At 70.6% G+C, this 23375-nt stretch carries 23 protein-coding genes and 1 tRNA gene; 8 read left to right on the plus strand and 16 right to left on the minus strand.

Going from position 1 to position 23375, the window contains the following annotated elements:
- Positions 1–41: 41 nt before the first annotated feature.
- From AC1PMG_RS11730 to AC1PMG_RS11775, 10 genes are all read right to left on the minus strand, one after another.
- The gene (locus tag AC1PMG_RS11730; protein ID WP_481108996.1) at positions 42–1625 is read right to left on the minus strand and encodes a calcineurin-like phosphoesterase C-terminal domain-containing protein; all 1584 of its coding nucleotides are present in this window, start codon (positions 1623–1625) and stop codon (positions 42–44) included.
- A gap of 77 nt (positions 1626–1702) precedes the next feature.
- On the minus strand, positions 1703–2326 hold the full coding sequence (hisIE, locus tag AC1PMG_RS11735) for a bifunctional phosphoribosyl-AMP cyclohydrolase/phosphoribosyl-ATP diphosphatase HisIE (RefSeq protein WP_043091912.1): 624 nt from the start codon (positions 2324–2326) through the stop codon (positions 1703–1705).
- Complete coding sequence (hisF, locus tag AC1PMG_RS11740) at positions 2316–3092, minus strand: imidazole glycerol phosphate synthase subunit HisF (protein ID WP_481108997.1); 777 nt, start codon at positions 3090–3092, stop codon at positions 2316–2318. The genes hisIE and hisF overlap by 11 nt, the downstream gene beginning before the upstream one ends.
- Complete coding sequence (gene hisA, locus AC1PMG_RS11745) at positions 3086–3820, minus strand: 1-(5-phosphoribosyl)-5-[(5-phosphoribosylamino)methylideneamino]imidazole-4-carboxamide isomerase (RefSeq protein ID WP_481108998.1); 735 nt, start codon at positions 3818–3820, stop codon at positions 3086–3088. Before hisA ends, hisF begins: the two co-directional genes overlap by 7 nt.
- Complete coding sequence (gene hisH, locus AC1PMG_RS11750) at positions 3817–4419, minus strand: imidazole glycerol phosphate synthase subunit HisH (protein WP_481108999.1); 603 nt, start codon at positions 4417–4419, stop codon at positions 3817–3819. Before hisH ends, hisA begins: the two co-directional genes overlap by 4 nt.
- 31 nt (positions 4420–4450) lie before the next feature.
- On the minus strand, positions 4451–5524 hold the full coding sequence (gene hisB / locus AC1PMG_RS11755) for a bifunctional histidinol-phosphatase/imidazoleglycerol-phosphate dehydratase HisB (RefSeq protein WP_267094027.1): 1074 nt from the start codon (positions 5522–5524) through the stop codon (positions 4451–4453).
- Positions 5521–6621, minus strand: a complete 1101-nt coding sequence (hisC, locus tag AC1PMG_RS11760; RefSeq protein WP_481109000.1) for a histidinol-phosphate transaminase — start codon at positions 6619–6621, stop codon at positions 5521–5523. Before hisC ends, hisB begins: the two co-directional genes overlap by 4 nt.
- Positions 6618–7913: a histidinol dehydrogenase gene (gene hisD, locus AC1PMG_RS11765; RefSeq protein ID WP_481109001.1), complete on the minus strand. Its 1296-nt coding sequence runs from the start codon at positions 7911–7913 to the stop codon at positions 6618–6620. Before hisD ends, hisC begins: the two co-directional genes overlap by 4 nt.
- A complete protein-coding gene (gene hisG / locus AC1PMG_RS11770; RefSeq protein WP_017908285.1) occupies positions 7910–8824 on the minus strand; it encodes an ATP phosphoribosyltransferase in 915 nt (304 codons plus the stop codon). The genes hisD and hisG overlap by 4 nt, the downstream gene beginning before the upstream one ends.
- A gap of 9 nt (positions 8825–8833) precedes the next feature.
- Positions 8834–9160, minus strand: a complete 327-nt coding sequence (locus AC1PMG_RS11775) for a YerC/YecD family TrpR-related protein (RefSeq protein ID WP_017908286.1) — start codon at positions 9158–9160, stop codon at positions 8834–8836.
- A gap of 208 nt (positions 9161–9368) precedes the next feature.
- Here AC1PMG_RS11775 and AC1PMG_RS11780 point away from each other — a divergent pair, with 208 nt between their 5' ends.
- The gene (locus tag AC1PMG_RS11780; protein ID WP_481109002.1) at positions 9369–10391 is read left to right on the plus strand and encodes a hypothetical protein; all 1023 of its coding nucleotides are present in this window, start codon (positions 9369–9371) and stop codon (positions 10389–10391) included.
- A 78-nt stretch (positions 10392–10469) separates the two neighbouring features.
- The gene (locus AC1PMG_RS11785) at positions 10470–10592 is read left to right on the plus strand and encodes a hypothetical protein (protein ID WP_481109003.1); all 123 of its coding nucleotides are present in this window, start codon (positions 10470–10472) and stop codon (positions 10590–10592) included.
- Between the two features lie 117 nt (positions 10593–10709).
- Here AC1PMG_RS11785 and hisS read toward each other — a convergent pair whose 3' ends face one another.
- On the minus strand, positions 10710–12110 hold the full coding sequence (gene hisS / locus AC1PMG_RS11790; protein WP_043091906.1) for a histidine--tRNA ligase: 1401 nt from the start codon (positions 12108–12110) through the stop codon (positions 10710–10712).
- Positions 12111–12221: 111 nt separating this feature from the next.
- On the opposite strand from hisS, the gene AC1PMG_RS11795 reads away from it, so the two are divergent.
- Both AC1PMG_RS11795 and AC1PMG_RS11800 read left to right on the plus strand, forming a co-directional pair.
- The gene (locus tag AC1PMG_RS11795; protein ID WP_017912245.1) at positions 12222–12977 is read left to right on the plus strand and encodes a Crp/Fnr family transcriptional regulator; all 756 of its coding nucleotides are present in this window, start codon (positions 12222–12224) and stop codon (positions 12975–12977) included.
- Between the two features lie 300 nt (positions 12978–13277).
- A complete protein-coding gene (locus AC1PMG_RS11800; protein ID WP_481109004.1) occupies positions 13278–13592 on the plus strand; it encodes a hypothetical protein in 315 nt (104 codons plus the stop codon).
- Between the two features lie 39 nt (positions 13593–13631).
- On the opposite strand, the gene thrC is transcribed toward AC1PMG_RS11800, so the two are convergent.
- On the minus strand, positions 13632–14933 hold the full coding sequence (thrC, locus tag AC1PMG_RS11805; RefSeq protein WP_481109005.1) for a threonine synthase: 1302 nt from the start codon (positions 14931–14933) through the stop codon (positions 13632–13634).
- On the opposite strand from thrC, the gene AC1PMG_RS11810 reads away from it, so the two are divergent.
- Entirely contained in the window at positions 14923–15252 is a 330-nt protein-coding gene (locus AC1PMG_RS11810) for a hypothetical protein (RefSeq protein WP_481109006.1), read from the plus strand. The genes thrC and AC1PMG_RS11810 overlap by 11 nt on opposite strands.
- A 523-nt stretch (positions 15253–15775) precedes the next feature.
- Here the strand turns inward: AC1PMG_RS11810 and AC1PMG_RS11815 are convergent.
- The 4 genes from AC1PMG_RS11815 to AC1PMG_RS11830 form a co-directional block, all read right to left on the minus strand.
- On the minus strand, positions 15776–16735 hold the full coding sequence (locus AC1PMG_RS11815; protein WP_481109007.1) for a homoserine kinase: 960 nt from the start codon (positions 16733–16735) through the stop codon (positions 15776–15778).
- Between the two features lie 5 nt (positions 16736–16740).
- On the minus strand, positions 16741–19266 hold the full coding sequence (gene thrA, locus AC1PMG_RS11820; RefSeq protein ID WP_440870777.1) for a bifunctional aspartate kinase/homoserine dehydrogenase I: 2526 nt from the start codon (positions 19264–19266) through the stop codon (positions 16741–16743).
- Positions 19267–19730: 464 nt separating this feature from the next.
- Positions 19731–20063 (minus strand): hypothetical protein, encoded by a 333-nt coding sequence (locus AC1PMG_RS11825; RefSeq protein WP_481109008.1) that lies wholly within the window; start codon positions 20061–20063, stop codon positions 19731–19733.
- Positions 20064–20478: 415 nt separating this feature from the next.
- Positions 20479–20555, minus strand: a tRNA-Arg gene (locus AC1PMG_RS11830).
- Between the two features lie 169 nt (positions 20556–20724).
- On the opposite strand from AC1PMG_RS11830, the gene amaB reads away from it, so the two are divergent.
- The 3 genes from amaB to AC1PMG_RS11845 all read left to right on the plus strand — a co-directional run bounded on the left by amaB (position 20725) and on the right by AC1PMG_RS11845 (position 23375).
- Entirely contained in the window at positions 20725–22257 is a 1533-nt protein-coding gene (gene amaB, locus AC1PMG_RS11835) for an L-piperidine-6-carboxylate dehydrogenase (protein ID WP_481109009.1), read from the plus strand.
- 66 nt (positions 22258–22323) lie between these two features.
- Complete coding sequence (locus tag AC1PMG_RS11840; protein WP_017913403.1) at positions 22324–22605, plus strand: DUF4190 domain-containing protein; 282 nt, start codon at positions 22324–22326, stop codon at positions 22603–22605.
- Positions 22602–23375 carry a class I SAM-dependent methyltransferase gene (locus AC1PMG_RS11845; protein WP_481109010.1) on the plus strand — a complete coding sequence of 258 codons (774 nt, stop codon included), beginning with the start codon at positions 22602–22604 and terminating at the stop codon, positions 23373–23375. Before AC1PMG_RS11840 ends, AC1PMG_RS11845 begins: the two co-directional genes overlap by 4 nt.

A 23375-nucleotide genomic window follows, 5' to 3' on the forward strand; every position in this document is an offset into this window, starting at 1 on the left:
CGTCGCCGGGACGCGACGCCAGCGTCGCAACCGCGGCGCGATCAGGGAGAGGCGTCCTGCAATCGATAGCTGCCGCTGGCGTGCTGCTCGCCGCGCCAGCGGTCGAACGCGCGGACCTCGATGCGGTGCGCGCCCACGCTCAGATCGGTCGGCAAGGCGCCGCGCCACAGGTGTTGCGACGGAATCGCTTCCGGCGACCGGTCGTAGCCGCGCAACGCATCGGCGGCATCGTCGCGCGCGTTCTCGGCGAGCAGGGTCGGGTCCGGCTGTTCGACCCGCTGCATCGGCTTCCAGGCGCCGTCGTCCACGCGGTACTCGACGCGCGTGTCGTCCTCGCCCATGTATACGTTCGCGTACACGCCCCAGGCCGGATAGGCGCCGCGGCGCAGCACCTTCGGCGCATGCAGGCCGATCTGGGTTTCGTCGGCGGCACGCGCTGCGTGGTACGCCAGCGCGTAGCCGCCGTCGCGGCGCACGGTCAGCTGTGCATAGCCGTTCGGGGTGCCGTCGGCCATGGTCGCGGCGGGAATGCCCTCGGCATCCTTGACCCCGGACCAGAACGCGCCGCAGGCCGCGCCGACGTTGTATTCGTGCAGCGGCTGCGCGCCGTGCCAGCCCTCGTCGGCACCGTGGTAATAGTGGCGCTGGGTGTGGCTGTGGCCGCTGAGCACCAGCACGTGCGGGAACGCCTGCAGCAGCGCGAACAGCCGCGCGCGGTCGGCATGCCGGAACGTCTCCTTGCCTGGCGCCGCATCGAACAGCGGGATGTGCAGGCCCAACACCACCAGTCGATCCTTGGGCACGCTGGCCAGGTAGGCCTGCAGGAACGCGAACTGGTCCGCGCGCAGGCCGCCGATGTATTTGGGCTGCTGCGTCGGCTGGTAGACCACGTCGTCCAGAAACACGAAGCTGGCGCCGCCCTCTTCCACCGCGTAGGTGTCGGGACCGTAGACCGCACGCCAGCTCGACAGCGAATCGACGTCGTCGGTCGCGTCGAAGTTGAGGTCGTGGTTGCCCGGCACATGGAACCACGGCACGCCGAGCTTGGCGGTTTCCGCATTCAGCGCCGGATACAGGGACAGGTCGTCGCTGACCACGTCGCCCAGGGTAGTGCCGATGCGCGCATGGGTCTTGCCGCGCAAGGGCGCGACGATGTCGCGGGCGTAGTAGCCGACATCGGTCATCGACGCGGTCTGGGTATCGGCGAACACCAGCACCTCGGTGCTGTCGGCCCTGGGCTGCGCGCGCAACGCGAAGTCCCAGTGGTCGGTGGCGCCGCGGGTGGGCGCGATGCCCGGGTACTTGAGCTTGGGCGAGCCGGCGGGCGCGTAGTGCCGCCAGTAGTCCGGCAGGCCGTTGCCGGCGCTGGCGAAGCTGTAGCCGTCGGGCTTGATCACGAACACCGTGCGGCCGGGTTCCACTTCCAAGCGGTAGCGGCCCTGCGCGTCGGTGCGGACGATGTGCACACCGTCGGACACCTGCACGCCGGCGATGCCGGCATCGCCCGGGCCGCGGCCCGGGGCGTTGTCGCGTTCCTGGTAGACACTGCCGCTGATCGTCGCGGTCTGCGCCACGGCGGGAGCGGCGGCGGCCAACAGGCAGGCAAGGACGACGGTGCGCAGCATGCGGAACATCCGGAGAAGCCGAGGGCCCCCGATTGTAGCCAACGACATCGACGCGACGATGACCGCGCCGGACAGGCTCAGCGGTGTCGCGCTTCCAGCACCGCCACCGCGTCGGCCAGGCCCAGGCCGCGTGCGCGCAGCAGCACGGTCAGGTGATAGAGCAGATCCGCGGACTCGCCGAGCAGGTCCTCGTCGCCCTGGGCGACGCCGGCCAGCGCGGTCTCCACGCCTTCCTCGCCCACCTTCTGCGCGATGCGCCGCGTGCCTTTCTCGAACAACTGCGTGGTGTAGCTGCCCGCAGGCCGCTCGCGCTCGCGTTGCGCGACCAGCCGGTCGAGCGCGCCCAGGAACTGGCCCGGCGCCTGCGGGAAGCAGCTGTCGCGGCCGAGGTGGCAGGTCGGCCCGCGCGGATGCGCCAGCACCAGCAGGGTGTCGCGGTCGCAATCGGTGTCGATCGCCACCACGTCCAGCACGTTGCCGGAGCTTTCGCCCTTGGTCCACAGGCGCTGCTTGCTGCGGCTGTAGAAGGTGACCTGGCCGCTGCGGCGCGTCTGCGCCAGCGCCTCCTGGTTCATGTAGCCCAGCATCAGCACGCGCAGGGTGGCGGCGTCCTGCACCACCACCGGCAGCAGGCCGTCGCCCTTGCCCCAGTCCAGCGCCGCATCGGCGGCGTCCGCGTCGTGGGAGTGTTCATGCGCCATCGCGCACCTCGATCTGTTGTTGGCGCAGGAAGCGCTTGAGTTCGGGAATGGCGATCGCGCCGCTGTGGAAGACGCTGGCGGCCAGCGCGCCGTCGACGTCGGCACGCTCGAACACGTCGGCGAAGTGCTGCATCTCGCCGGCGCCGCCGGACGCCACCAGCGGTACCTTGCACAGGGCGCGCACCTCATGCAGTTGGGCGATGTCGTAGCCGCGGCGCACGCCGTCGCTGTCCATGCAGTTGAGCACGATCTCGCCGGCGCCCAGGCGCTGCGCCTCCACCACCCAGTCCAGGGTGCGCATGCGCAGCGCCTGGGTCTTGCTGGGGTCGCCGGTGAAGCGGCGCACGCGCCACTGCCCGTCGTCCTCGCGGATCGAATCGATGCCGACCACCACGCACTGCACGCCGAACGCCTCGGCGAGCTCGGCGATCAGCGCCGGCCGCTCCAGCGCCGGCGAATTGATCGAGATCTTGTCGGCGCCGGCGTGCAGCACCGCGCGCGCGGTGGCGACGTCGCGGATGCCGCCGGCCACGCAGAATGGGATGTCCAGCAACCGCGCCACCTTCTCGACCCAGGCGTAGTCCACCGAGCGCCCTTCCGGGCTGGCGCCTATGTCGTAGAACACCAGTTCGTCGGCGCCCTGGTCGCGATAGCGCAGCGCCAGTTCGGCGATGTCGCCCATGTCCACGTGGTCGCGGAACTTGACGCCCTTGACCACGCGCCCCGCGCGCACGTCCAGGCACGGGATGATGCGCCGGCTCAGCATGCCAGCGCCTCGTCCAGGCGCAGCCGCCCTTCCAGCAAGGCCTTGCCGAGGACGGCACCGGCGCAGCCGGCCTCTCGCGCGCCGCGCACATCGGCGGCGTTGCGGATGCCGCCGGAGGCCTGCACCGCCAACGCCGGCGCGAGCTGGCGCAGGTGCGCGTACAGCGCCAGGTTCGGCCCGGACAGCATGCCGTCGCGGGCGATGTCGGTGCACAGCAGGTGGATCAGCCCGGCCGCGGCGTACTCGCCCGCCAGCGCATCCAGGCTCAGCGACGAGGTTTCGGTCCAGCCATGCACCGGCAAGCGCCAGACGCCGTGCGCGTCCTGGCGGCTGTCCAGCGCCACGGTGATGCGGTCGGGGCCGAATTCGCCCAGCCACTCCAGCACCGACTCGCGGTCGCGCACCGCCAGCGAGCCGATCACCACGCGGCTGGCGCCGGCATCGAGCAGGCGCTGCACGTCGGCGCGCGAGCGCACGCCGCCGCCGGTCTGCACCTGCAGCCCGGTCTCGTTGCGGATCCGCTGCAGAAGCGGCGCCAGGGTATAGCCGCCGGCGCGCGCCGCATCCAGGTCGACCAGGTGCATCCACTGCGCACCGGCCTCGGCGAAGGCCTGCGCGCGGCGCAGCGGATCGTCGCCGTAGTGGGTCTCGCGGGCGTAGTCGCCCTGCGCCAACCGCACCACGCGGCCGTCGCGGATGTCCAGGGCGGGATAGACGACGAAGCTCATGGGAAGTCGGTCTCGAGGAAGTTGCGCAGGATGCGCGCGCCGGTGTCCGCCGAGCGCTCGGGATGGAATTGGGCGCCGCAGCGGCGGCCACGCTGCACCACCGCGGTGAACAGGCCGCCATGATCGCAGGCGGCGACGGTGTCGGCGGTGACCGGCGCGGCATAACCGTGCACGAAATAGGCGCTGGCGCCATCCGGCACGCCCGCCAGCAGCGACGACGGCCGCAGCGGCAGCAGCCGGTTCCAGCCCATGTGCGGCACGCGGATGCCCAGCGCCGGCGGCATGCGCCGGACCACGCCGGTCAGCAGGCCCAGGCAATCGACATCGCCTTCCTCGGAATGCTCGAACAGCAATTGCATGCCCAGGCAGATGCCGATCAGCGGCACCTGTAGCGCGCGCAGTGGCTCGAGCAGGCCCTGCTCGCGCAGCCGCGCCATCGCATGCGGTGCCGCCCCCACGCCCGGCAGGATCACCCGCTCCGCGCCCTGCAGACCGGCCGCGTCGCGCACCAGCCGCGGCTCCACGCCGAGCCGCTGCAGCGCATAGCGCACCGAACCGAGGTTGGCGCCGCCGGCGTCGATCAAGGCCACCGTGCTCATCGCAGCCTCCGCGTGTCCACGACGCGCCGGTTCACAGCACGCCCTTGGTCGAGGGCAGCGCCGCACCCTCGCGCTTCAGCGCCTGGCGCAAGGCGCGGGCCAGCGCCTTGAAGCAGGCCTCGACCTTGTGGTGGTCGTTGTCGCCGCGCACGCTCAGGTGCAGGTTCAGCCCGGCCGCATCGCACAGCGAGCGGAAGAAGTGCGGGACCAATTCGGTCGGCATGTCGCCGACCCGCTCGCGCTTGAACTCGCCTTCGAACACGAAGTACGGGCGCCCGCTGAAGTCCAGCGCGGCGCTGGCCAGGGTCTCGTCCATCGGCAGGGTGAAGCCGTAGCGGCCGATGCCGCGCTTGTCGCCCAGCGCCTGGCGCAATGCCTGCCCAAGGGCCAGGCCGGTGTCCTCGATGGTGTGGTGTTCGTCGATATGCAGGTCGCCCTCGGCGCGCACGTCCAGGGCGAAGCCGCCGTGCTTGCCGATCTGCTCGAGCATGTGGTCGAAGAACGGCAGGCCGGTGGCGCAGTGCGGGTCGCGCGCCAGGTCCAGGTCGAGTTCCACCGCGATGCGGGTTTCCTTGGTGTCGCGCTGCACCCGCGCCCGGCGCGGCGCATCGGCCAGTTCGTGGGCGATGCCGGCCCAGTCCCACTCGCCGCCGAACTGCGCGGTGCGCAACTGGAAGCCGCGGATGCGCAGGTTCTCGGCGAACTGGATGTCGGTGATGCGGTCGCCGACCATCGCCGAGCGCGCCCAGTCGATGCTGCGGTCCTGCAGGTACGGCAGCATCAGGCCGATGCCGGGCTTGCGCGTGGGCGCGTTGTCGGCCGGCCAGCTGCGGTCGACCAGCACCTCGCGGAACACGATGCCCTGGCTGGCGAAGATCTGCAGCATCAGGTCGTTGGGGCCGTCGAAGGCGGCCTGCGGGTAGGCCTCGCTGCCGAGGCCGTCCTGGTTGGTGACGATGACGAACTGGTAGCCGGCGTCGCGCAGCTTGAGCATCGCCGGGATCACGCCCTGCACGAAGCGCAGCTTCTCGTAGGCGTCGATCTGGAAATCGGCCGGCTCCTCGATCAAGGTGCCGTCGCGGTCCACGAACAGGATCGGGGTCATGCCGCCGCCCTCCACGCCTGCAAGGCGCCGAGCACGCGCTGGTTCTGCGCCGGCGTGCCCAGGGTGATGCGCAGCGCATCGCCCAGGCCCGGCGCGGCGCGCTGGTCGCGCACCACCACCCCGGCCGCCAGCAGCGCCTGGAACGCGCCCTCGGCGTCGTCGAAGCGCAGCAGCAGGAAATTGCCCTGCGACGGATACACCTGGCGCACGCCCGGCAACGCCGCCAGCGCCGCCAGCATGCGCGCACGCTCTGCCCGCACCTCCTGCACCCGCGCCGCGGTCTGCCGCAGCGGTTCGGGCTGCAGCGCGGCCAGCGCCAGTTGCGTGCACGGCGCCGGAATCGGATACGGCGCCTGGCAGCGGCGCAGCACCGCGATCAGCGCCGGATCGGCGATCACGCAGCCGATCCGCGCCGCCGCCAGCGCATGCGCCTTGGACAGCGTGCGCAGCACCGCCAGGTTGGCATGGCGCGCGAGCAAGCTGGTGGCCGAGGCTTCGTCGGAAAACTCGCCATAGGCTTCGTCCACCACCAGCACCGCACGTCCCTGCAGGCGCTCGGCGGCGCGATCGATGTCGGCCAGGGCGATCGCCGCGCCGCCGGGGTTGCCCGGCGAACACAGGAACACCAGCTTGGCCATCTGGCTCAGTGCGGCATCCACCACCGCGTCCACGTCGGTCAGCAGGCCCTCGGCCGTATCGCGCAGCGGCACCTCGACCACGCGCGCGTTCTGCAGCCGCGCGCACACCGCATACATGCCGAACACCGGCGGGGTGATGACGATGGCGTCGCGGCCCGGCTCGCACAGGGCGCGCAGCAGCAGGTCGATGGCCTCGTCGCTGCCACGGCCGAGCAGCAGTTGTTCCGGGGCGCAGGCGTACAGCTGCGCCAGTGCGGCGCGCAACGCCGGCGGCTGCGGATCGGGATAGCGGCGGTTGCCGGCGTCGCCGTCGGCGGCGTTGGCCCAGGCCGATTCGTTGGCGTTGAGCCAAATCTCGCCCTGCAGCGCACTGCTGCGCGCGGACGAATAGCCCGCGAAGTCGCGCAGATCCGGGCGGACCAGCGCCAGCACGGCGCGTGCGTCTGGAGTCTGGCTCATGCGGCCTTCTCCATGCGCAGCGCCACCGCGTTGGCGTGCGCGTCCAGGCCCTCGGCGCGCGCCATCAACACCGCACAACCGCCGATCGCGGCGATGCCGGCCGCGCTGGCGCTCTGCACGCTGACGAAATTTTGGAAGCTGGCCACGCTCACGCCGCTGTAGGCACGTGCGGCGCCGCTGGTCGGCAGCACATGGTTGGTGCCGCTGCAATAGTCGCCCAGCGCCTCGGGCGTGTAGTCGCCGAGGAACACCGAACCGGCGGCCTCGACCCGGTCCAGCCAGTCGCGCGGCGCGCGCAGCGCCAGGATCAGGTGTTCCGGTGCGTAGCGGTTGCTGATGGCGAAGGCGTCCTCCAGGCTGTCGACGCGGATCAGCCGCGACGCGGCCAGCGCCTGCCGGGCGATCGCCGCGCGCGGCAGCGTCGCCAGCTGCCGCTCCAGTTCGCTCTCGACCGCCTCGATCAGCGCAACGCTGTCGGACAGCAGCAATACCTGCGAGTCGGGGCCGTGCTCGGCCTGCGACAGCAGGTCGGCGGCGACGAAGGCCGCATCGGCACCGGCGTCGGCGATCACCAAGACTTCGGACGGACCGGCCGGCATGTCGATCGCCGCCGCGCCGGCCTGGGCGACCTGTTGCTTGGCCTCGGTGACGTAGCTGTTGCCAGGACCGAACAGCTTGTCGCAGGACGGCACGGTCTCGGTGCCGAAGCCCATCGCCGCGATCGCCTGGGCGCCGCCGAGCTTGAACACCCGGTCCACGCCGCACAGCGTCGCCGCGACCAGCACCGCCGGATCGGCCGAGCCGTCGGCGCGCGGCGGCGTGCACAGCACCACCTCGCGGCAGCCGGCCAGCGCCGCCGGCACGCACAGCATCAGCGCGGTCGACGGCAGCGGCGCGCTGCCGGCCGGCACGTACAGGCCGACCCGGCCGATCGGCCGCACCACGCGCTCGCAGACCACGCCCGGCGCGGTCTCGACCGCATACGGCTGCGCCATACCGGCACGGTGGAAGGTGTCGATCCGCGCCGCCGCTTCGGCCATCGCCGCGCGCAGCGGCGCCGGCACCGCCGCCTCGGCCGCGGCGAACTCGGCGGCGCTCACTTCGAAGGTCTCCAGCACCACGCCATCGAAACGCGCGGTGAGCTCGCGCAGCGCGACGTCGCCGCGGCTGCGTACGTCATTGAGCACCTGCGCCACCGCGTTGCGGGTCTGCTCGGCCACGCGCTGCACCGGCCGGGTCAGCGCCTGGGTGCGCTCCTGCGCGTCGAGCGCGCTCCATTCCAATCGATTCATGCCAGCGACCGCTCCACCGTCAACACCATCAAGCCCTGCGCGCCCGCGCGCTCCAGTTCCTCCATGCGCTGCCAGGTGATCGCACCGTGGCACATGGTCTGCAACTGCAGCGGGCCATCGGCATCGCCGGGCAGTTGCACCAGCGGTTCGGCGTCGGGCAGCAACCGCGCCAGGTCGGCGACGCGCTCGCGCGCGGCGCGGAACATCAGCAGCTTGCTGTCGCGCAGCTTGAGCACGCCGTCGAGCCGGCGCAGCAGCATCGCCGCCAGGCCGGCGCGGGCGTCGGCCGGTTCACGCACCGGACCGGCCAGCACCGCCTCGCTCTCCAGCAGCGTCTCCACCGGCTTGAGCTGGTTGGCGGCCAAGGTGGCGCCACTGGAAACCAGATCGCAGATCAGGTCGGCGGTGCCCAGGCGCGGCGCGATTTCCACCGAACCGGACAGCTCCACCACCTGCGCGGCGATGCCGCGCGCGTCCAGCCAGTCGGCCAGCACCGCCGGGTAGCTGGTGGCGATGCGTAATCCCTGCACCTGCTGCGGGCCGCTCCACTCCCAACTGTCCGGCACCGCCAGCATCAGCCGGCACTGTCCGAAGTTGAGCCCGCGCAGGGCGCGATAGGCCTCGGGCAGGCCGTTGCGGCGGCGCTCGCCGGCCTGCTCTTCGAGTTCGTTGCGGCCGACGATGCCGAAATCGCACACGCCGTCGGCGATCAGCCCGGGAATATCGTCGTCGCGCACCAGCAGCAGGTCGACCGGCAACGATTCGCCGTAGCAGAACAGCTTGTCGCGGCTCTCGCGCCAGCTCAGCCCGCAGGCGGCCAGCACCGCGCGGGCCGGCTCGGCCAGGCGGCCACTCTTCTGGATCGCGATACGCAGCCGGTCGCGGGCCGGTGCTGCCAGGGAAGCACTCATCAGGACATCTCAGTGGGAATCGGAGGGGCGCGCCGTCTGCCGGCGCAGCGCCGCGGCATAGCCGCCGGCGCCGTATTCCAGGGTCCGTGCGACACGGCCGATGGTGGTGACGCTGACCTGGGTCAGATCATGGATCTCGCGGTACGGCACGCCCTTGAGCAGCAGCGGCACCACGCGCCAGCGGTCCGCCATCGCCTCCAGCTCGGCCGGCGTGCACAGGTCCTGCAGGAACGCCGCCACTTCCTGCGGTTTGCCGAGCTGGGCCAGGGTACGTGCCAACGCCTTGAACGAGGCGTCGCTGTCGCGGTCTTCTGCAGGGACGGGACGTTGTTTCATTGCGCTAATGTAATAGCACGCTATTACAAGGTCAAGCTTGTGCAGGTTGCGCTGGTCCGCGGTTCAGCCATTCGGCCTCCGCGCTGGCTGCCTACGCTGCCCAGGCGCCCCAGTCGCGACCCCATCGCGAAAGATGGCGGCTTCAGCCTGTGGCAGCGCCATCCGATGACCGCTAGCATCGGCTCACCCGCCGCCGCAGGAGCGCCGCATGCGTTACGCATGTTTTGCCAGTGTTGCCCTGTGCCTGGCGACGCATGCGCTGGCGCAGCATCCGTCTCCGACACCACATGCCCAGGTGGCCGCAAGTGGCGACACCGTTGCTGCGGCAGGCCTGCCGATCCGCTCCAGCGCCCAGCTCGCCGCCTACCTGCGCGCCCACGCCGGCCAGCGCACGCCACTGGACGCGCTCACGCCCGGCGCCCGCGAACGCTTCCTCGACGGCCTGGTGTTCGGCCGCAATGGCCTGGGTGGATTCGATACGCAGGATCTGCCGCAGTTGACCCGCACGCAGGGCCGGGCGCTGCTGGCGCTGTTCGGGGTCGAGCGCTACGCCGAGACCTTGCCGCACTGGGCGACGCAACCGCGCGTCAGCGATCCGGCCGCCCCGATCGGCGACCTCGAGCGCCGTTACAACCGCTACAACCGGGATCCGCGCGGCGCACGCCACACGCAGGGCGACCCCTGGCCGGTATTGCGCAGCGCCTTGCCCGAAGCCTTCGATCCCACCGCCATCACCCACCTGGACGATGCTGCGCTGGAACTGCTGTATCGGGCCGTGACCGCCGCCTATGCGCTGCGCCCGGTTCCGTCGGGACTGGACGCGCAACTGCAACTGCTGGCACAGCTGCGCCTGCGCGGCCAGGCCACTGCCACGCAACTGGAGGCTGCCGGCAACGCACTGCTGCTGGCGCACCGCGTCGAGGATGCCAGGGCGCTGGTTGCCGCGGGCGGCAGTGCGGATTGGCCCCACTGGCTGCGCATCGACGACCGCCTGGGCACGGGCGCGCAAGGACCGACGCTATGGTCGCTGGACACCGATGGCCGCGCCCTGCGCCGGCAGCGGATCGATCTGCGGCCGACCCAACTCCTGGTCACCGCCGGCTGCCATTTCGCCGCGGACGCCGCAGCCGCCATCGCCGCAGATCCCGAGCTTGGGCCGGCGTTCCGCCGCCATGCCCTGTGGCTGAGCCTGCCGCCCGGCAACGAGAACCTGGACGCACTGCGCGCCTAGAACCGCACGCATCCGCAGACACCGCTGCATCCGCTCTACGATGTGGAAGAGTGGCCGCTGCTGCCGCGCGAGTGGCGCATGCCGACGTTCTTCCTGGTGCGCGACGGCAAGGTCGTCGCGCAATTGCAGGGCTGGCCGGCGGACGATGGCGCGCAACGGCGCGCGCTCAAGGCGATGCTGCAGGGCGCGGGCCTGCTGTAGTTTGCGTTTTTGGGATCGGCCGTGGCCGGGGTTACCGGCCATGCCGGTCGCGGCTGAAGCCGCTCCTACGAAGATCTCGCACAGCGCGGCGGCCGTCGCCGGCCGCCGCCACCAGACTCAGGCCATTACCTTGGCCTGCTCCAGCTCCACCTGCAGCGTACTGGCCAGTTCGTCGCGGGCGATCTCGAACTGCTGCTCGCGCAGCAGGTCCTTGACCGCGACCACCCCGCGCGCCAGTTCGTCGTCGCCGGCCAGCACCACGAAGCGGATGCCGGCGCGGGCCGCGTACTGGAACTGCTTGCCGATCTTCTTCGGCTCCATCTGCACTTCGGTGTTGATGCCGCCGGCGCGCAGGCGCCGCGCGATGTCCAGCGCGTCGTCCAGCTTGGCCTCGTCCATCAGCGCCACCATCGCCTGCACGCTGCTGGAGGCGATGCCGTCGATCAGCCCGGCCTCGCGCAACTGCCAGAACAGCCGGGTCAGGCCGATGGAAATGCCCACGCCGGGCAGCTTGGACTTGCTGTAGTGGCTGGCCAGGTCCTCGTAGCGGCCGCCCGAGCAGATCGAGCCGATCTGCGGGTAGTCGGTCAGCAAGGTCTCGTAGACGGTGCCGGTGTAGTAGTCCAGGCCGCGGGCGATGGAGAAATTGAGGCAATACGCGGTCTCCGGCACGCCCAGCGCCTTGACCAGGGCCAGCACCTCGCGCAGTTCGGCCACGCCCTCGCGCAGGGTCGCACTGGACGCCGCATCGGCCTCCAGCGCCTGCAGCCGCGCCAGCGCATCGTCGTGGCCGCTGGAGCGCACCGCGACGAAGTCGAGGATGCGCTGCACCTGCTCGGCGGGAATGCCGAAGCCCTCGCCGGCCAGCGTCTCGCGCACGTAGTCGGCGCCGCGCTTGTCCAGCTTGTCGACCTCGCGCAGCACCGCGAGCTGGCGCTCGCCCTCGGCCACGCCGAGGCTCTCGAAGAAACCGCGCATCAGCTTGCGGTTGTTCAACTGCACCGCGAAATCGCCGATGCCCAGCTCGGCGAACACCGCGTGGATCACCGCCAGCACCTCGGCGTCGTAGCGGATGCTCAGCGCATCCTTGCCGATCACGTCGATGTCGCACTGGTAGAACTCGCGGAAGCGGCCGCGCTGGGCGCGTTCGCCGCGGTACACGCGCTGCATCTGGTAGCGCCGGAACGGGAAGCTCAGCTCGTGTTCGTGCTCGGCCACGTAGCGGGCCAGCGGCACCGTCAGGTCGAAGCGCAGCGCCAGCTCCGGCAGCCCGCCCTCGCCGCCCTCGGCTGCGGCATTGGCCAGCGCGCCGGTGGATTGCACGAAGTACACCTGGCGCTCGGTCTCGCCGCCGGACTTGGTCAGCAGCACGTCGGACAGCTCGAACACCGGCGTCTCCACCGGCAGGAACCCGAACCGCTCGTAATTGCGGCGGATGACGTCCAGCATGCGCTGGAACGCGATCTGCTCGCGTGGCAGCAATTCCATGATGCCGGGCGGCGTACGGGGCTTGATCACGTGCGGAACTCCTGCGATTCGGGGGCGAGCGGGACGCCAATTCTAGCCGCACCGGCCACGCGCGGCCGCATCGGCGTATCATTCGCCGGTGCCGAAGCCGCTGCCACGCCCATGAACAGGCCTCCTTCCGGATTCGCCCTGCCCTATGCCGACGCGTCCGCCCCGCGCGAACCGCGCGGCAACGAGTGCCTGCATTGCGCGGTCCGCCACCTGGCGATCTGCTCGGCGCTGGCCTGCGACGAGGTGCAGGCGCTGGAACGGGCCACGACCTCGCTGCACTACGCCGCCGGCGCCACCCTGGCGCGCACCGGCGAGGCGCGGCAGGCGGTCTACACCGTCACCGCCGGCGCGCTGCGCCTGGTCCGCACCCTCGCCGACGGACGCCGCCAGGTGGCCGGTTTCGTCCTGCCCGGCGACTACGTCGGCCTGAGCGAATCGGCCAGGCACCGCCACGACATCGAAGCCATCGCCGACAGCCGGGTGTGCCGGGTGCCGGTGGCGCAGATGCAGCAGTTGCGCACGCAGTTCCCGCACCTGGAGCGCAAGCTGCTGCAACGCGCCTGCCTGGAACTGGATGCGGCGCAGGACGCGGCGCTGTCGCTGGCGCGGCTGCAGCCGGCCGAGAAACTGGCCGATTTCCTGCTCAAGCTGGCGGCCCGCGCGGCGCGTCAGGGCGATGCCGGCAACAAGGTGGTGCTGCCGATGGGCCGCGGCGACATCGCCGACCATCTCGGTTTGACCATGGAGACGGTCAGCCGCACCTTCACCAAGCTGCGCCAGCAGGGCCTGATCGCCTTGCCGCAACTGCACGTGGTGGAGATCCGCGACTTCGCCGCGCTGCACCGGCTGGCGTCGGACGAAGACTGAGCGGACCGGCGTGGCGATTTTTTCGCCATGCCGCTCCAGGCACTGACGCCATGCGGTGCCCGGCCACTTATCCACAGGATTCCAGAGCAACGCTCCACATCGCGTGTGGACAACCGTGCAGCGACCGCTGGCAGCCAACCGATCACCGGTTTACTGCCGCGTGCAGCACTGCCGCACCGCCAGCTCTGAACGCTTCAGCCGGCCATCGCGGCGGCGACGCCCGACCGGCATAGACTGCGTGCGCAACACACCTGCGGCGCCGCCGCGGTGCCGGTGGGGGGGACCACTCGGAGGGCCAACATGGCCGTCGCCATCGAGATGCAACACGCCTCGCGCGCCTGCGTGATGCTGGACCGCGAGCGCGAACTGGAGTTCTGGAAGGCGCATTACGCGCACAGCCCCTTCCATCAGCCCGGTTACGCGTTCCACGACTACGAACCGGCGCTGAAGCTGGCCTACGACGCCTACCTCAAGTACCACGGCCAGCGCGTGGAAGAGGTGGTCGCGCAATTGCGCGACGTGTTCCTGCGCGACCATCCGCGCTCGCGCCTGGACTGGCTGCAGGTGCGCGGCATCGTCCTGGCCGCCTGGCAGCGGCTGCAGCCGTCCGACTGAGCGGTCGGGCGCGCTCGCGCGCGCCCCGGCCCGCGCCGCTCAGCCGGCCAGCAGCCGCGCGCGCAGCGCCGCGTAGTCCGGCGCGATCGGCTCGGCCTGCGCCGGCCGCTGCAGCAGCGCCGCCAAGGCCGGCGGCACCGCCACCGCTTGCCCGATCAGCGGCTCCACCACCCCTTCGAACTTGGCCGGATGCGCGGTGGCCGCCACTGCCCAGTCGCCGGCGTCGGCCTCCGCACCCTCGGCGCGCAGTTGCTGCAGCACGTGCAGCGCGGTGGCAGTGTGCGGGCAATGCACCTCGCCGTAGCGGCGGAACCGCTCGCCGATGGTCTGGCGGATCTGCGCATCGTCCACCGAATACGCCTGGAACTGGGTGCGCAGCGTGGCGTCGTCGCCCTGGTACAGCCAGCGCAGGCGCTCGACATTGCTCGGCGCGCCGACGTCCATCGCATTGGCCAGGGTCGCCACGCTGGGCTGCGGCGCGTAGTCGGCGCCGGCGAAGAAGTCCGGCAGCACGCGGTTGGCATTGGTCGCCAGCACGATCCGGCCCAGCGGCACGCCCAGCGCGCGCGCCAGGATCGCGGCCAGCGCATTGCCCAGGTTGCCGGTGGGCACCACCAGGTTCAGCGGCTGCGCATGCGCGGCATGGTGCTGCAGGGCTGCATGCGCGTAGTAGCTCATCTGCGGCAGCAAGCGCCCCAGGCTGATGCTGTTGGCCGAACTCAACGGCGCCTGCGCCTGCAGGTCGGCGTCGTTCAGCGCCTGCTTGACCAGCGCCTGGCAATCGTCGAACGAGCCGGCCACGCGCAGGGCGTGGATGTTGTCGCCGAAGCAGCCGAGTTGGTGCGCCTGCCGCGGCGACACGCGCCCGTCCGGATACAGCACCACCACGCGCAGCCCGGGCTGGCGATGGAACGCGGCCGCGACCGCGGCACCGGTGTCGCCGGAGGTGGCGACGAGGATGGTCAACGGCGTTTCCGCCCCCCGCCGCAGCCGGGTCAGGCAGGCAGCCAGGAAGCGGGCGCCGAAGTCCTTGAACGCGGCGGTCGGGCCATGGAACAGCTCCAATGCATGGTCGCCGGGCGTGGCCAGTGGCTGCAGCGGCGCGGCGAAGTCGAAGGCTTCGGCGCAGATGGCCGGCAGTTCCGCAGCCAGAGCGTCGCCATCGAAGAACGGCGCCAGCAGGTCCGCGGCGGTCTCGGCGAGGCTGCCGCCGGCGCGCAGGTCGCGGGCGGCGGGCAGGCGCTCGGGGACGTACAGGCCGCCATCGGGGGCGAGTCCGGCGGCGATGGCCTGGCTGAGCGACACGGCGGGAGCGGCGTTACGGGTGGAGATGAAGTTCATGGTGGTTCCGTTAACAGGGGGAATTCGATCGCACTGTCGTTCTTTGCTGTTGCTGTTGCTGTTGCTGTTGCTGTTGCTGTTGCTGTGGCTTTGGCTGTTGCTGTTTTGCTTCACCCGGGGTCCCCTCGGCGCGGCAGCCACGGCGGGCGAATACCCGAAGGGCGACGCGCAGGATGCGCGTCGTTTTTCGCCGGCACATGGATGTGCCGTCGAAAAATGCCCGTCGTGGCTGCGGACCCGGAGCGCGTTAGCGCGGAGGGCGCGCTGCGGGGTGTGCTTTCTTTTGGTTACTTTTCTTTGCACAAGCAAAGAAAAGTGACTCGCCGCCAGGCGAAAGCCTTTGCTGTTGCTACTGCTTTAAGACTCTTGTAGGAGCGGTTTCAGCCGCGACAGGTTCTACCTGTCGTATGGATTGCGGCTGACGCCGCTCCTACGGTTCTTCTTGTCCGACCTCAAGCATCAAGCATCAAGCATCAAGCAACAGCAACAGCTTTCGCCTGACGGCGAGTCACTTTTCTTTGCTCGCGCAAAGAAAAGTAACCAAAAGAAAGCGCGCCCTGCCTCGCGCCCTCCGCGCTGCGCGCTCCGGGTCCGCGTCCATCACGGGGATCCGCGGAAGGGGCATCCTGCCCCTGCCGCGGACGGCGTACATCCATGTACGCCGCCCTTCGGGTGTTTCCCCGCGATGGCCGCCGCTTCGGAAGGGAACCCGGTACGGCAACGGCAACAACAAAAGCAAGAACAACAACCAGAGCAACAACTACTGCAACAGCAAAAGCAAAAGCAAAAGCAAATTCAAAACCGGCAACAGCAACAGCAACAGCAACAAAAGCAGCACATCACTACAGCAACATCGCACCCGGACACTGCAACGGCGACACCCAGTGCTGACTGCCGAAACCAGCGTCCGCAAAGGACGCCTGCACCGCCGGTGCCGCGGCTTCGGCCTCGGCACGGCTGGCGAACCAGGCGAACACGCTCGGACCAGCGCCGGAAATGCCCGCCCCCATCGCTCCCGCGGCCAACGCCGCCGCCTTGGCCGCGTCGAAACCGACGACCAGCGGCGCGCGCCGCGGCTCGATCAGCACGTCGCGCAAGCCGGCCCGCACCAGCACCTCGTCGCCGGCATGACAGCCCGCCAGCACCAGCGCCAGGTTCGCGCTCTGCGCCACGAACTCGCCGAGCCGGTATTCCCCTGCCAGCGCCGCGCGCGCATGGCGGGTTTCCAGCGTCGCGTCCGGATGCACCAGCAGGCTGTGCCAGCAGCTCGGCACCGGCACCGGCACCAGCCGCTCCAGGGTCGACAGCACCAGGCCGCCCAGCAGCATCGGGCCGAGGTTGTCGCCATGGCGGCTGCCGCTGGCCACCGCCTCGCCGTCCAGCGCATAGCGATACAGTTCGTCGCGCGACAGCGGCGCGGCAAGCAAGGCATTGGCCGCCACCAGCGCGGCCACGCACGACGCGGCCGAGCCGCCCATGCCGGAGCTGAGTGGGATGCCCTTGTCGATCTCCAGTTCGAAGCCAAACGGCAGCGCCAACGCCTCGCGCAGCGACATCAACGCGGCGCCGGCGGTGTTGCGTGCGGCCTCCAAGGGCAAGGCCACGGTGGTGCCACGGATCGCGGCGATACGCACCTCCGGCGCGTCGATGCGGCGCACCGTCACCGTGTCGCCGACACCTTCCACCGCATAGCCGAGCAGGTCGAAGCCCACCGCGACGTTGGCCACCGAGGCAGGCGCGAACGCGCGCGCCTGCGTCGGCAGCGCGGCCGTGCCCACGGCGCTCGCTGCCAGCGTCTGCATGCGGCTCACAGGCGCGCGCCCTCGCCCGCCGCCACCCGCAGCAGGTCGGCGAACACGCCGGCGGCGGTCACTTCCGGGCCGGCGCCCGGCCCCTGCACCACCAGCGGATTGTTGCAGTAGCGGCGGGTGGTGAACTGCACCACGTTGTCGGTCAGGCGCAGGTTGGCGAAGGCATGGTCGGCCGGGAGTTCCACCAGGCCCACGCTGGGTGCATGGCCCGGCGCCAGCCGCGCCACGTAGCGCAGCACGCAGCCGCGCGCCCTGGCCGCCTGCAGGCGCTGCGCGAACACCGCATCGACCTCGTGCAGGCGCGCCATGAAATCGTCCACGCTGGCCTGGCGCAGCGCTTCCGGCACCAGGCTTTCCACCGCCACGTCCTCCAGACTCAACTCGTGCCCGGCCTCGCGCGCCAGGATCACCAGCTTGCGCGCCACGTCGGTGCCGGACAGGTCGTCGCGCGGGTCCGGCTCGGTGTAGCCCATGCCGCGCGCCTCGGCCACCAGTTGCGCGAACGGCACGCTGCCGTCGTACTTGTTGAACAGCCAGGCCAGGGTGCCGGAGAAGATGCCTTCGATCGCGGTGACCGCGTCGCCGGTATCGACCAGGTCGCGCAAGGTGGTGATCACCGGCAGGCCGGCACCGACCGTGGCTTCGTAGCGGAAGCGCGCGCCGCTGGCGGCGGCCGCGGCGCGGATGGCGTGGAAGCGCGGCAGTGGCCCGGCGCCGGCCTGTTTGTTCGGGGTCACCACGTGGATGCCGGCGGCCAGCCAGCCGGCGTAGCGGTCGGCGACGTCGGCGCTGCCGCTGCAGTCGATGATCACCGCATGCGGCAGATGCGCCGACAGCAGATGCGCGGTGAACGCGTCCAGGTCGGTCGGCTGCTGGCCGGCGGCCAGCGCCTGCCGCCAGTCGCCGGCGAAGGCGCGCGGCTCCAGGCGCATCGTGCTGCGCGAGGCGACCGCGCGCAGGCGCAGGTCGAGGTTGGCCTTGGCCAGCAGTTGCGGCTGCGCGGCGCGCAACTGGTCCAGCAGCGCCGCACCGACGTTGCCCGGCCCGATCACGCCGACCGAGAAGGTCTGCGGCGACAGCCAGAAGCCGGCATGCGCGGCGCGCAGCGCCTTGGTCGCGTGGGCGCTGTCGATGGCCACCGAGATGTTGCGCTCGGACGAACCCTGCGCGATCGCCAGGATGTTGACCTGGGCGCGGCCCAAGGACTCGAACAGGCGCGCCGCCACGCCGGGCTGCCCGGTCATGCCGTCGCCGACCGCGGCCAGCACGCTGATGCCGGTGGTCAGCTGCACGCGCTGCACCTGGCCCACCACCAGTTCGTGGGCGAACGCGGAGAGCACCGCGTCGCGCGCGCGCTCGGCCTCGTTCTGCCGCACCACGCAGCAGATGGAATGTTCGGACGACCCCTGCGAGATCATCACCACCGACACCCGCGCGTTGCGCAGCGCGGCGAACACGCGCTCGGCGGTGCCGGGCACGCCGATCAGGCCGGTGCCTTCGAGGTTGAGCACGGCCAGGTCCGGGCTCAGCGTCAGCCCCTTGATCGGGCCGCTGGTGGCGCTGCTGGCGGTGATGCGGGTGCCCGGATGCTCGGGCTGGAAGGTGTTGCGGATGATGATCGGCAGGCCGCGCTCGATCGCCGGCGACATGGTCTGCGGGTGCACCACCTTCGCGCCGAAATAGGCCAGTTCGCAGGCTTCGTCGTAGCTGAGCGTTTCCAGTTGCACCGCTTCGGGCACGACCCGCGGGTCCGCAGAAAGCACGCCGTCGACATCGGTCCAGATGTGCAGCTCGGCGGCGTCGAACAGCGCGGCGAAGATCGCGCCGGAGTAGTCGCTGCCGTTGCGGCCGAGGGTGGTGATACGGCCGGCGCGGTCGCGGGCGACGAAGCCGGTGACCACGATGCGCTGCTGCGGGTGCTCCGCACGCCATTGCGCCAGGCGCTGCGCGCTGGCGGACCAGTCCACGTCCACGCCCAGTTCGCCGCGGTCGACCACCAGTACCTCGCGCGCGTCCAGCACCGCGCACTCCTCGCCCAGCGCACGCAGGTGGTCGCCGAGCAGCTGCGCCGAGTACACCTCGCCCAGCCCCTGCACGCGGTCCAGCACCTCCCGCGGCAGTTCGCCGATCACCGCCAGCGCGGCGAGGATCTCGGCCAGGTGTTCGAAGCGCGCGTCCAGCCATTCGACCGTGGCGCCGGCATGTTCGCCGAGCAAGGCCACTGCGGCGGCGCGATGGCGTGCACGGGTCTCGTGCCAGCGCTCGCGCCAGTCGCCGTGGCCGCGCGCGGCCAGTTCGGCCAGCCCGATCAACGCATCGGTGACGCCCTTCATCGCCGAGACGACGGTGACCTGGAGACGTTCCGGGCGCGCCAACAGCAGTTGCGCGACATGACGGTAGCGTTCGGCATCGGCCACCGAGGTGCCGCCGAACTTGTGCACGACAGTGGCGGCGGCGAGCGCGGGGTCGACGGCGGAATCAGGCGAAGCGGCGACAGCAGGAGCGACGGCGGGGGGCGACATGGAAGACCTCGGAGTGGAGGCCCCGCTCGCATCAGGCTGAGGGATTCCCCCGCATCCTGATCCGGGTGCGGGGCCGTGGTGTTCGACGATCAGACGAAGACGACGGGCCGCACCGGGCGAATGGTGAGGGTGGTAATACCGGTGGTAATGCCCGCAGCAGCGCCCGCCGCGTGCCGAAGCGAGCGCGGAAGCGAGATGGCGATAGGGGCGAAGACCAGAGGCATGGACGCAAGAGGACATCATGCGCCGGGGCGCTGTCAAGCGCCGCGTGTGCGACCGCAGCATCGGCGCTGCGGCCCTGGCAAACGGTTGCAAAGGTGACTATCGCGCCAAGCCAGGAAACACGACGACAACGCCGCCAAGCAGGGGGTGCCGGGCGGCACCACAACCCCGTCCACGCAGGCCTGCGCGTCGGCGCGCAGGGAACGCGCGACGCCGCTGGCGCCGCGCGTTTTGCGCAAGCCTTACTGCTGCTTCTGATCGGTCGGCGGCTGCTGCTGCGGATCCGGGTTGGCGGGATCCTGGGGCGTGGTCGGGCTGGTCGGAGACGTCGTGGTCGGCGGTACGCCCTGCGACGCGTCCTGGCCCTGCATCGTGCCCTGCCCGGTCGCGGTGCCGCTGGCATCGCCGCTGGTGGTGCCGGCCGGGGCGGTGCTGCCGCCTGCCGGGCTGCCGTCGGCCGCTGCTGGCGGGTTGGCCGCATTCGGATCGGTGGCCGGGTGGTCGCCGTCGCGCTTGCAAGCCGCAAGCGCAGCCAGCATCGAACCGACCAGGACCATCTTCATCGCTGTTTTCATCTGTGACTCCTGCTTCGCATAGGGGTGGGAATCGCTGCGGGCGTGCCGGCAAGCCGGCGATCACGCCAGGCCCGAGGCGACCAGGACCGCCGATGCGCGGCGGCGATCGTCCCGCCGCACGTAGTTGCGGTCGGGACGCTTGTGGCGGACATGGCGGAGGCGACTCCGTCCTCGTCGTCCATCGGCACTGCAAAAGTAGAATTCGCGGCGCGAATCGCCGCCAAGCGCAGTGGCCGACGGACGCAGCCTACGCAGGACGATGCTCAGGCCGCGTCGGTACAAGGTGTAGAGGACGTTATTGCCGACAGGTCAGAAAATGCGCGATTCACCATCGCAATGGCTGCGCAGGATGCATGGGCGGGAAACGTGATGGCCGCTGGCGGTGCCGCGGTCGCGGCGGACGGCATGCACGAAATGGTGACCCCGGCGCGATTCGAACGCACGACCTGTCCCTTAGGAGGGGACCGCTCTATCCAGCTGAGCTACGGGGCCATTGGCCTGGCGGGGATTCTACGGCATGCCCACGCGTTTTTTGCGCTCGCCGGCCGCCCCCGCCAGCGGCGGCGGCCGGATGCGTCCGGTCTGCTAAAATTGCCGGCTGCGCGTCCCGCGTCCCCCGCCTGCGGTCGCCTTCCCTGTCGCAACGAACCCAGGAGATTCCATGTCCGCTGACCTGCTCAAGGCGCTCGGCCTCGCCGCCACCAACTCCGGCACCTACCTCGGCAACGGCGAGTGGTCCAGCGCCACCGGCGCCGGCGTGCTGCAGCCGCTCAACCCGTCGAGCAACGACATCATCGCCGACGTCCAGGCCACCACCGAGCAGGACTACGAAACGGTGATCGCCCGCGCCCAGGCCGCGTTCAAGGTCTGGCGCACCACCCCGGCGCCGCGCCGCGGCGAAGCGGTGCGGCTGTGCGGCGAAGCGCTGCGCAAGCACAAGGACGCGCTGGGCTCGCTGGTCGCGCTGGAAATGGGCAAGAGCAAGCCGGAAGGCGACGGCGAAGTGCAGGAGATGATCGACATCGCCGATTTCGCGGTCGGCCAGAGCCGCATGCTGTACGGCTACACCCTGCATTCGGAGCGCCCCGGCCACCGCATGTACGAGCAGTACCAGCCGCTGGGCCTGGTCGGCATCATCAGCGCGTTCAACTTCCCGGTCGCGGTGTGGAGCTGGAACGCGTTCCTGGCGGCGATCTGCGGCGACATCTGCATCTGGAAGCCGTCCAACAAGACCCCGCTGACCGCGATCGCGTCGATGAAGATCTGCAACGAGGCGCTACGCGACGCCGGTTTCCCGGACATCTTCTTCCTGATCAACGATGCCGGCGTGGCCCTGTCCGAGCGCCTGGTCGAGGACACCCGCATCCCGCTGATCAGCTTCACCGGCTCCACCCAGGTCGGCCGCGTCGTCGCCGAGAAGTGCGCGCGCCGGCTGGGTCGCTGCCTGCTGGAGCTGGGCGGCAACAACGCGATCATCCTCGACGAGAGCGCCGACCTGAAGCTGGCGGTGCCCGGCATCGTGTTCGGCGCCGTCGGCACCGCCGGCCAGCGCTGCACCACCACGCGCCGGCTGATCGTGCACGAATCGATCTACGACACCGTGCTGGCCACGCTGGTCAAGGCCTACAAGCAGGTCGAAGGCAAGATCGGCGATCCCACCGACCCGGCCAACCTGATGGGCCCGCTGAACAGCCGCGGCGCGGTCGAGCAGTTCCTGGACTCGATCGCCAAGGCCAAGGCCGCCGGCGGCACCATCGAGACCGGCGGCACCGCGCTGGACCGCCCGGGCAACTTCGTGCTGCCGGCCATCGTCACCGGCCTGAAGAACAGCGACGAAGTTGTCCAGCACGAAACCTTCGCGCCGATCCTGTACGTGATGAAGTACAGCACCCTGGACGAGGCCATCGACATGCAGAACGGCGTGCCGCAGGGCCTGTCCTCGTCGATCTTCACCCAGAACCTGAAGGCGGCGGAGAAGTTCCTGTCCGCGGCCGGCAGCGACTGCGGCATCGCCAACGTCAACATCGGCACCTCCGGCGCCGAGATCGGCGGCGCCTTCGGCGGCGAGAAGGACACCGGCGGCGGCCGCGAATCCGGCTCGGACGCGTGGAAGGTGTACATGCGCCGGCAGACCAACACGATCAACTACTCCGACTCGCTGACGTTGGCGCAGGGCATCAAGTTCGATCTGTAACGTGGCGAGCGCGGCGGCCAGCACCCTGCGGCCGCCGCCCCTTTCCTTCTGCAAGGAGCGACAGCGATGAGTCAGGTGCGCGAAACCAATTCCCTGGCGGTGGTCAGCCTGGTCGCCGGGATCCTCGGCTGGACCCTGATGCCGGTGCTGGGCAGCCTCGGCGCGATCATCACCGGGCATCTGGCCCGGGCGGAGATCCGCCGCCAGCCGCAGCGTTTCCAGGGCGATGGCCTGGCCGTGGGCGGGCTGATCCTGGGCTGGGCCGCGGTGGTGCTGGCCGTGCTGGCGGTGCTGGCCTTCGTGCTGTTCTTCGGCGGGCTGGCCTGGTTCGCCAGCACCCAGTCGTGAGCCGGGACGCCGCCGCGCCGCGGGAACGCTTCAGCGACCGCGTCGCCGATTACGTGCGCTACCGCCCCAGCTATCCAGCGGCGCTGCTGGACTGGGTGCATGGCGAGCTGGGCGTGGCGCGCGATGCGCTGGTCGCCGACATCGGCGCCGGCACCGGCATCTCCACGCGCCTGTTCCTGCAGGCCGGGCATCCGACCCTGGCCGTGGAGCCGAACGCGGCGATGCGCGAGGCCGCGGTGGCGCTGCTGCAGGACCTGCCGGGCTTCCGCGCCATCGACGGCAGCGCCGAGGCCACCACCCTGGCCGATGCCAGCGTCGACCTGGTCAGCGCCGCGCAGGCCTTCCACTGGTTCGACCTGGAGGCGGTGCGCCGCGAGTGGGCACGCGTACTGCGTCCGGGCGGGTTGGCGCTGGTGTACTGGAACTCGCGCCTGCTCGACGCCACGCCGTTCCTGGAAGGCTACGAGCAGTTGCTGCTGGAGTACGGCACCGACTACAGCGCGGTGGCCGAGCGCTACCACGACGATGCCACCATGCAGCGCTGGTTCGGCGCCGGCCTGCGCGGCACCGCGCAGTTCCCGAACGAGCAGCGCATGGACTTCGAGGCGCTGCGCGGACGCCTGCTGTCGTCCTCCTATGCGCCGCTGCCCGGCCACCCGCGGCACGCGCCGATGCTGGAGGCGTTGCGTGCATTGTTCGACCTGCACCAGCGCGACGGCGTCGTCGCGTTCCATTACCGCACCCGCGCCTTCGCCGGGACGCTGAACTGA

The organism is Xanthomonas sp. NCPPB 2250 (genome assembly GCF_056725265.1).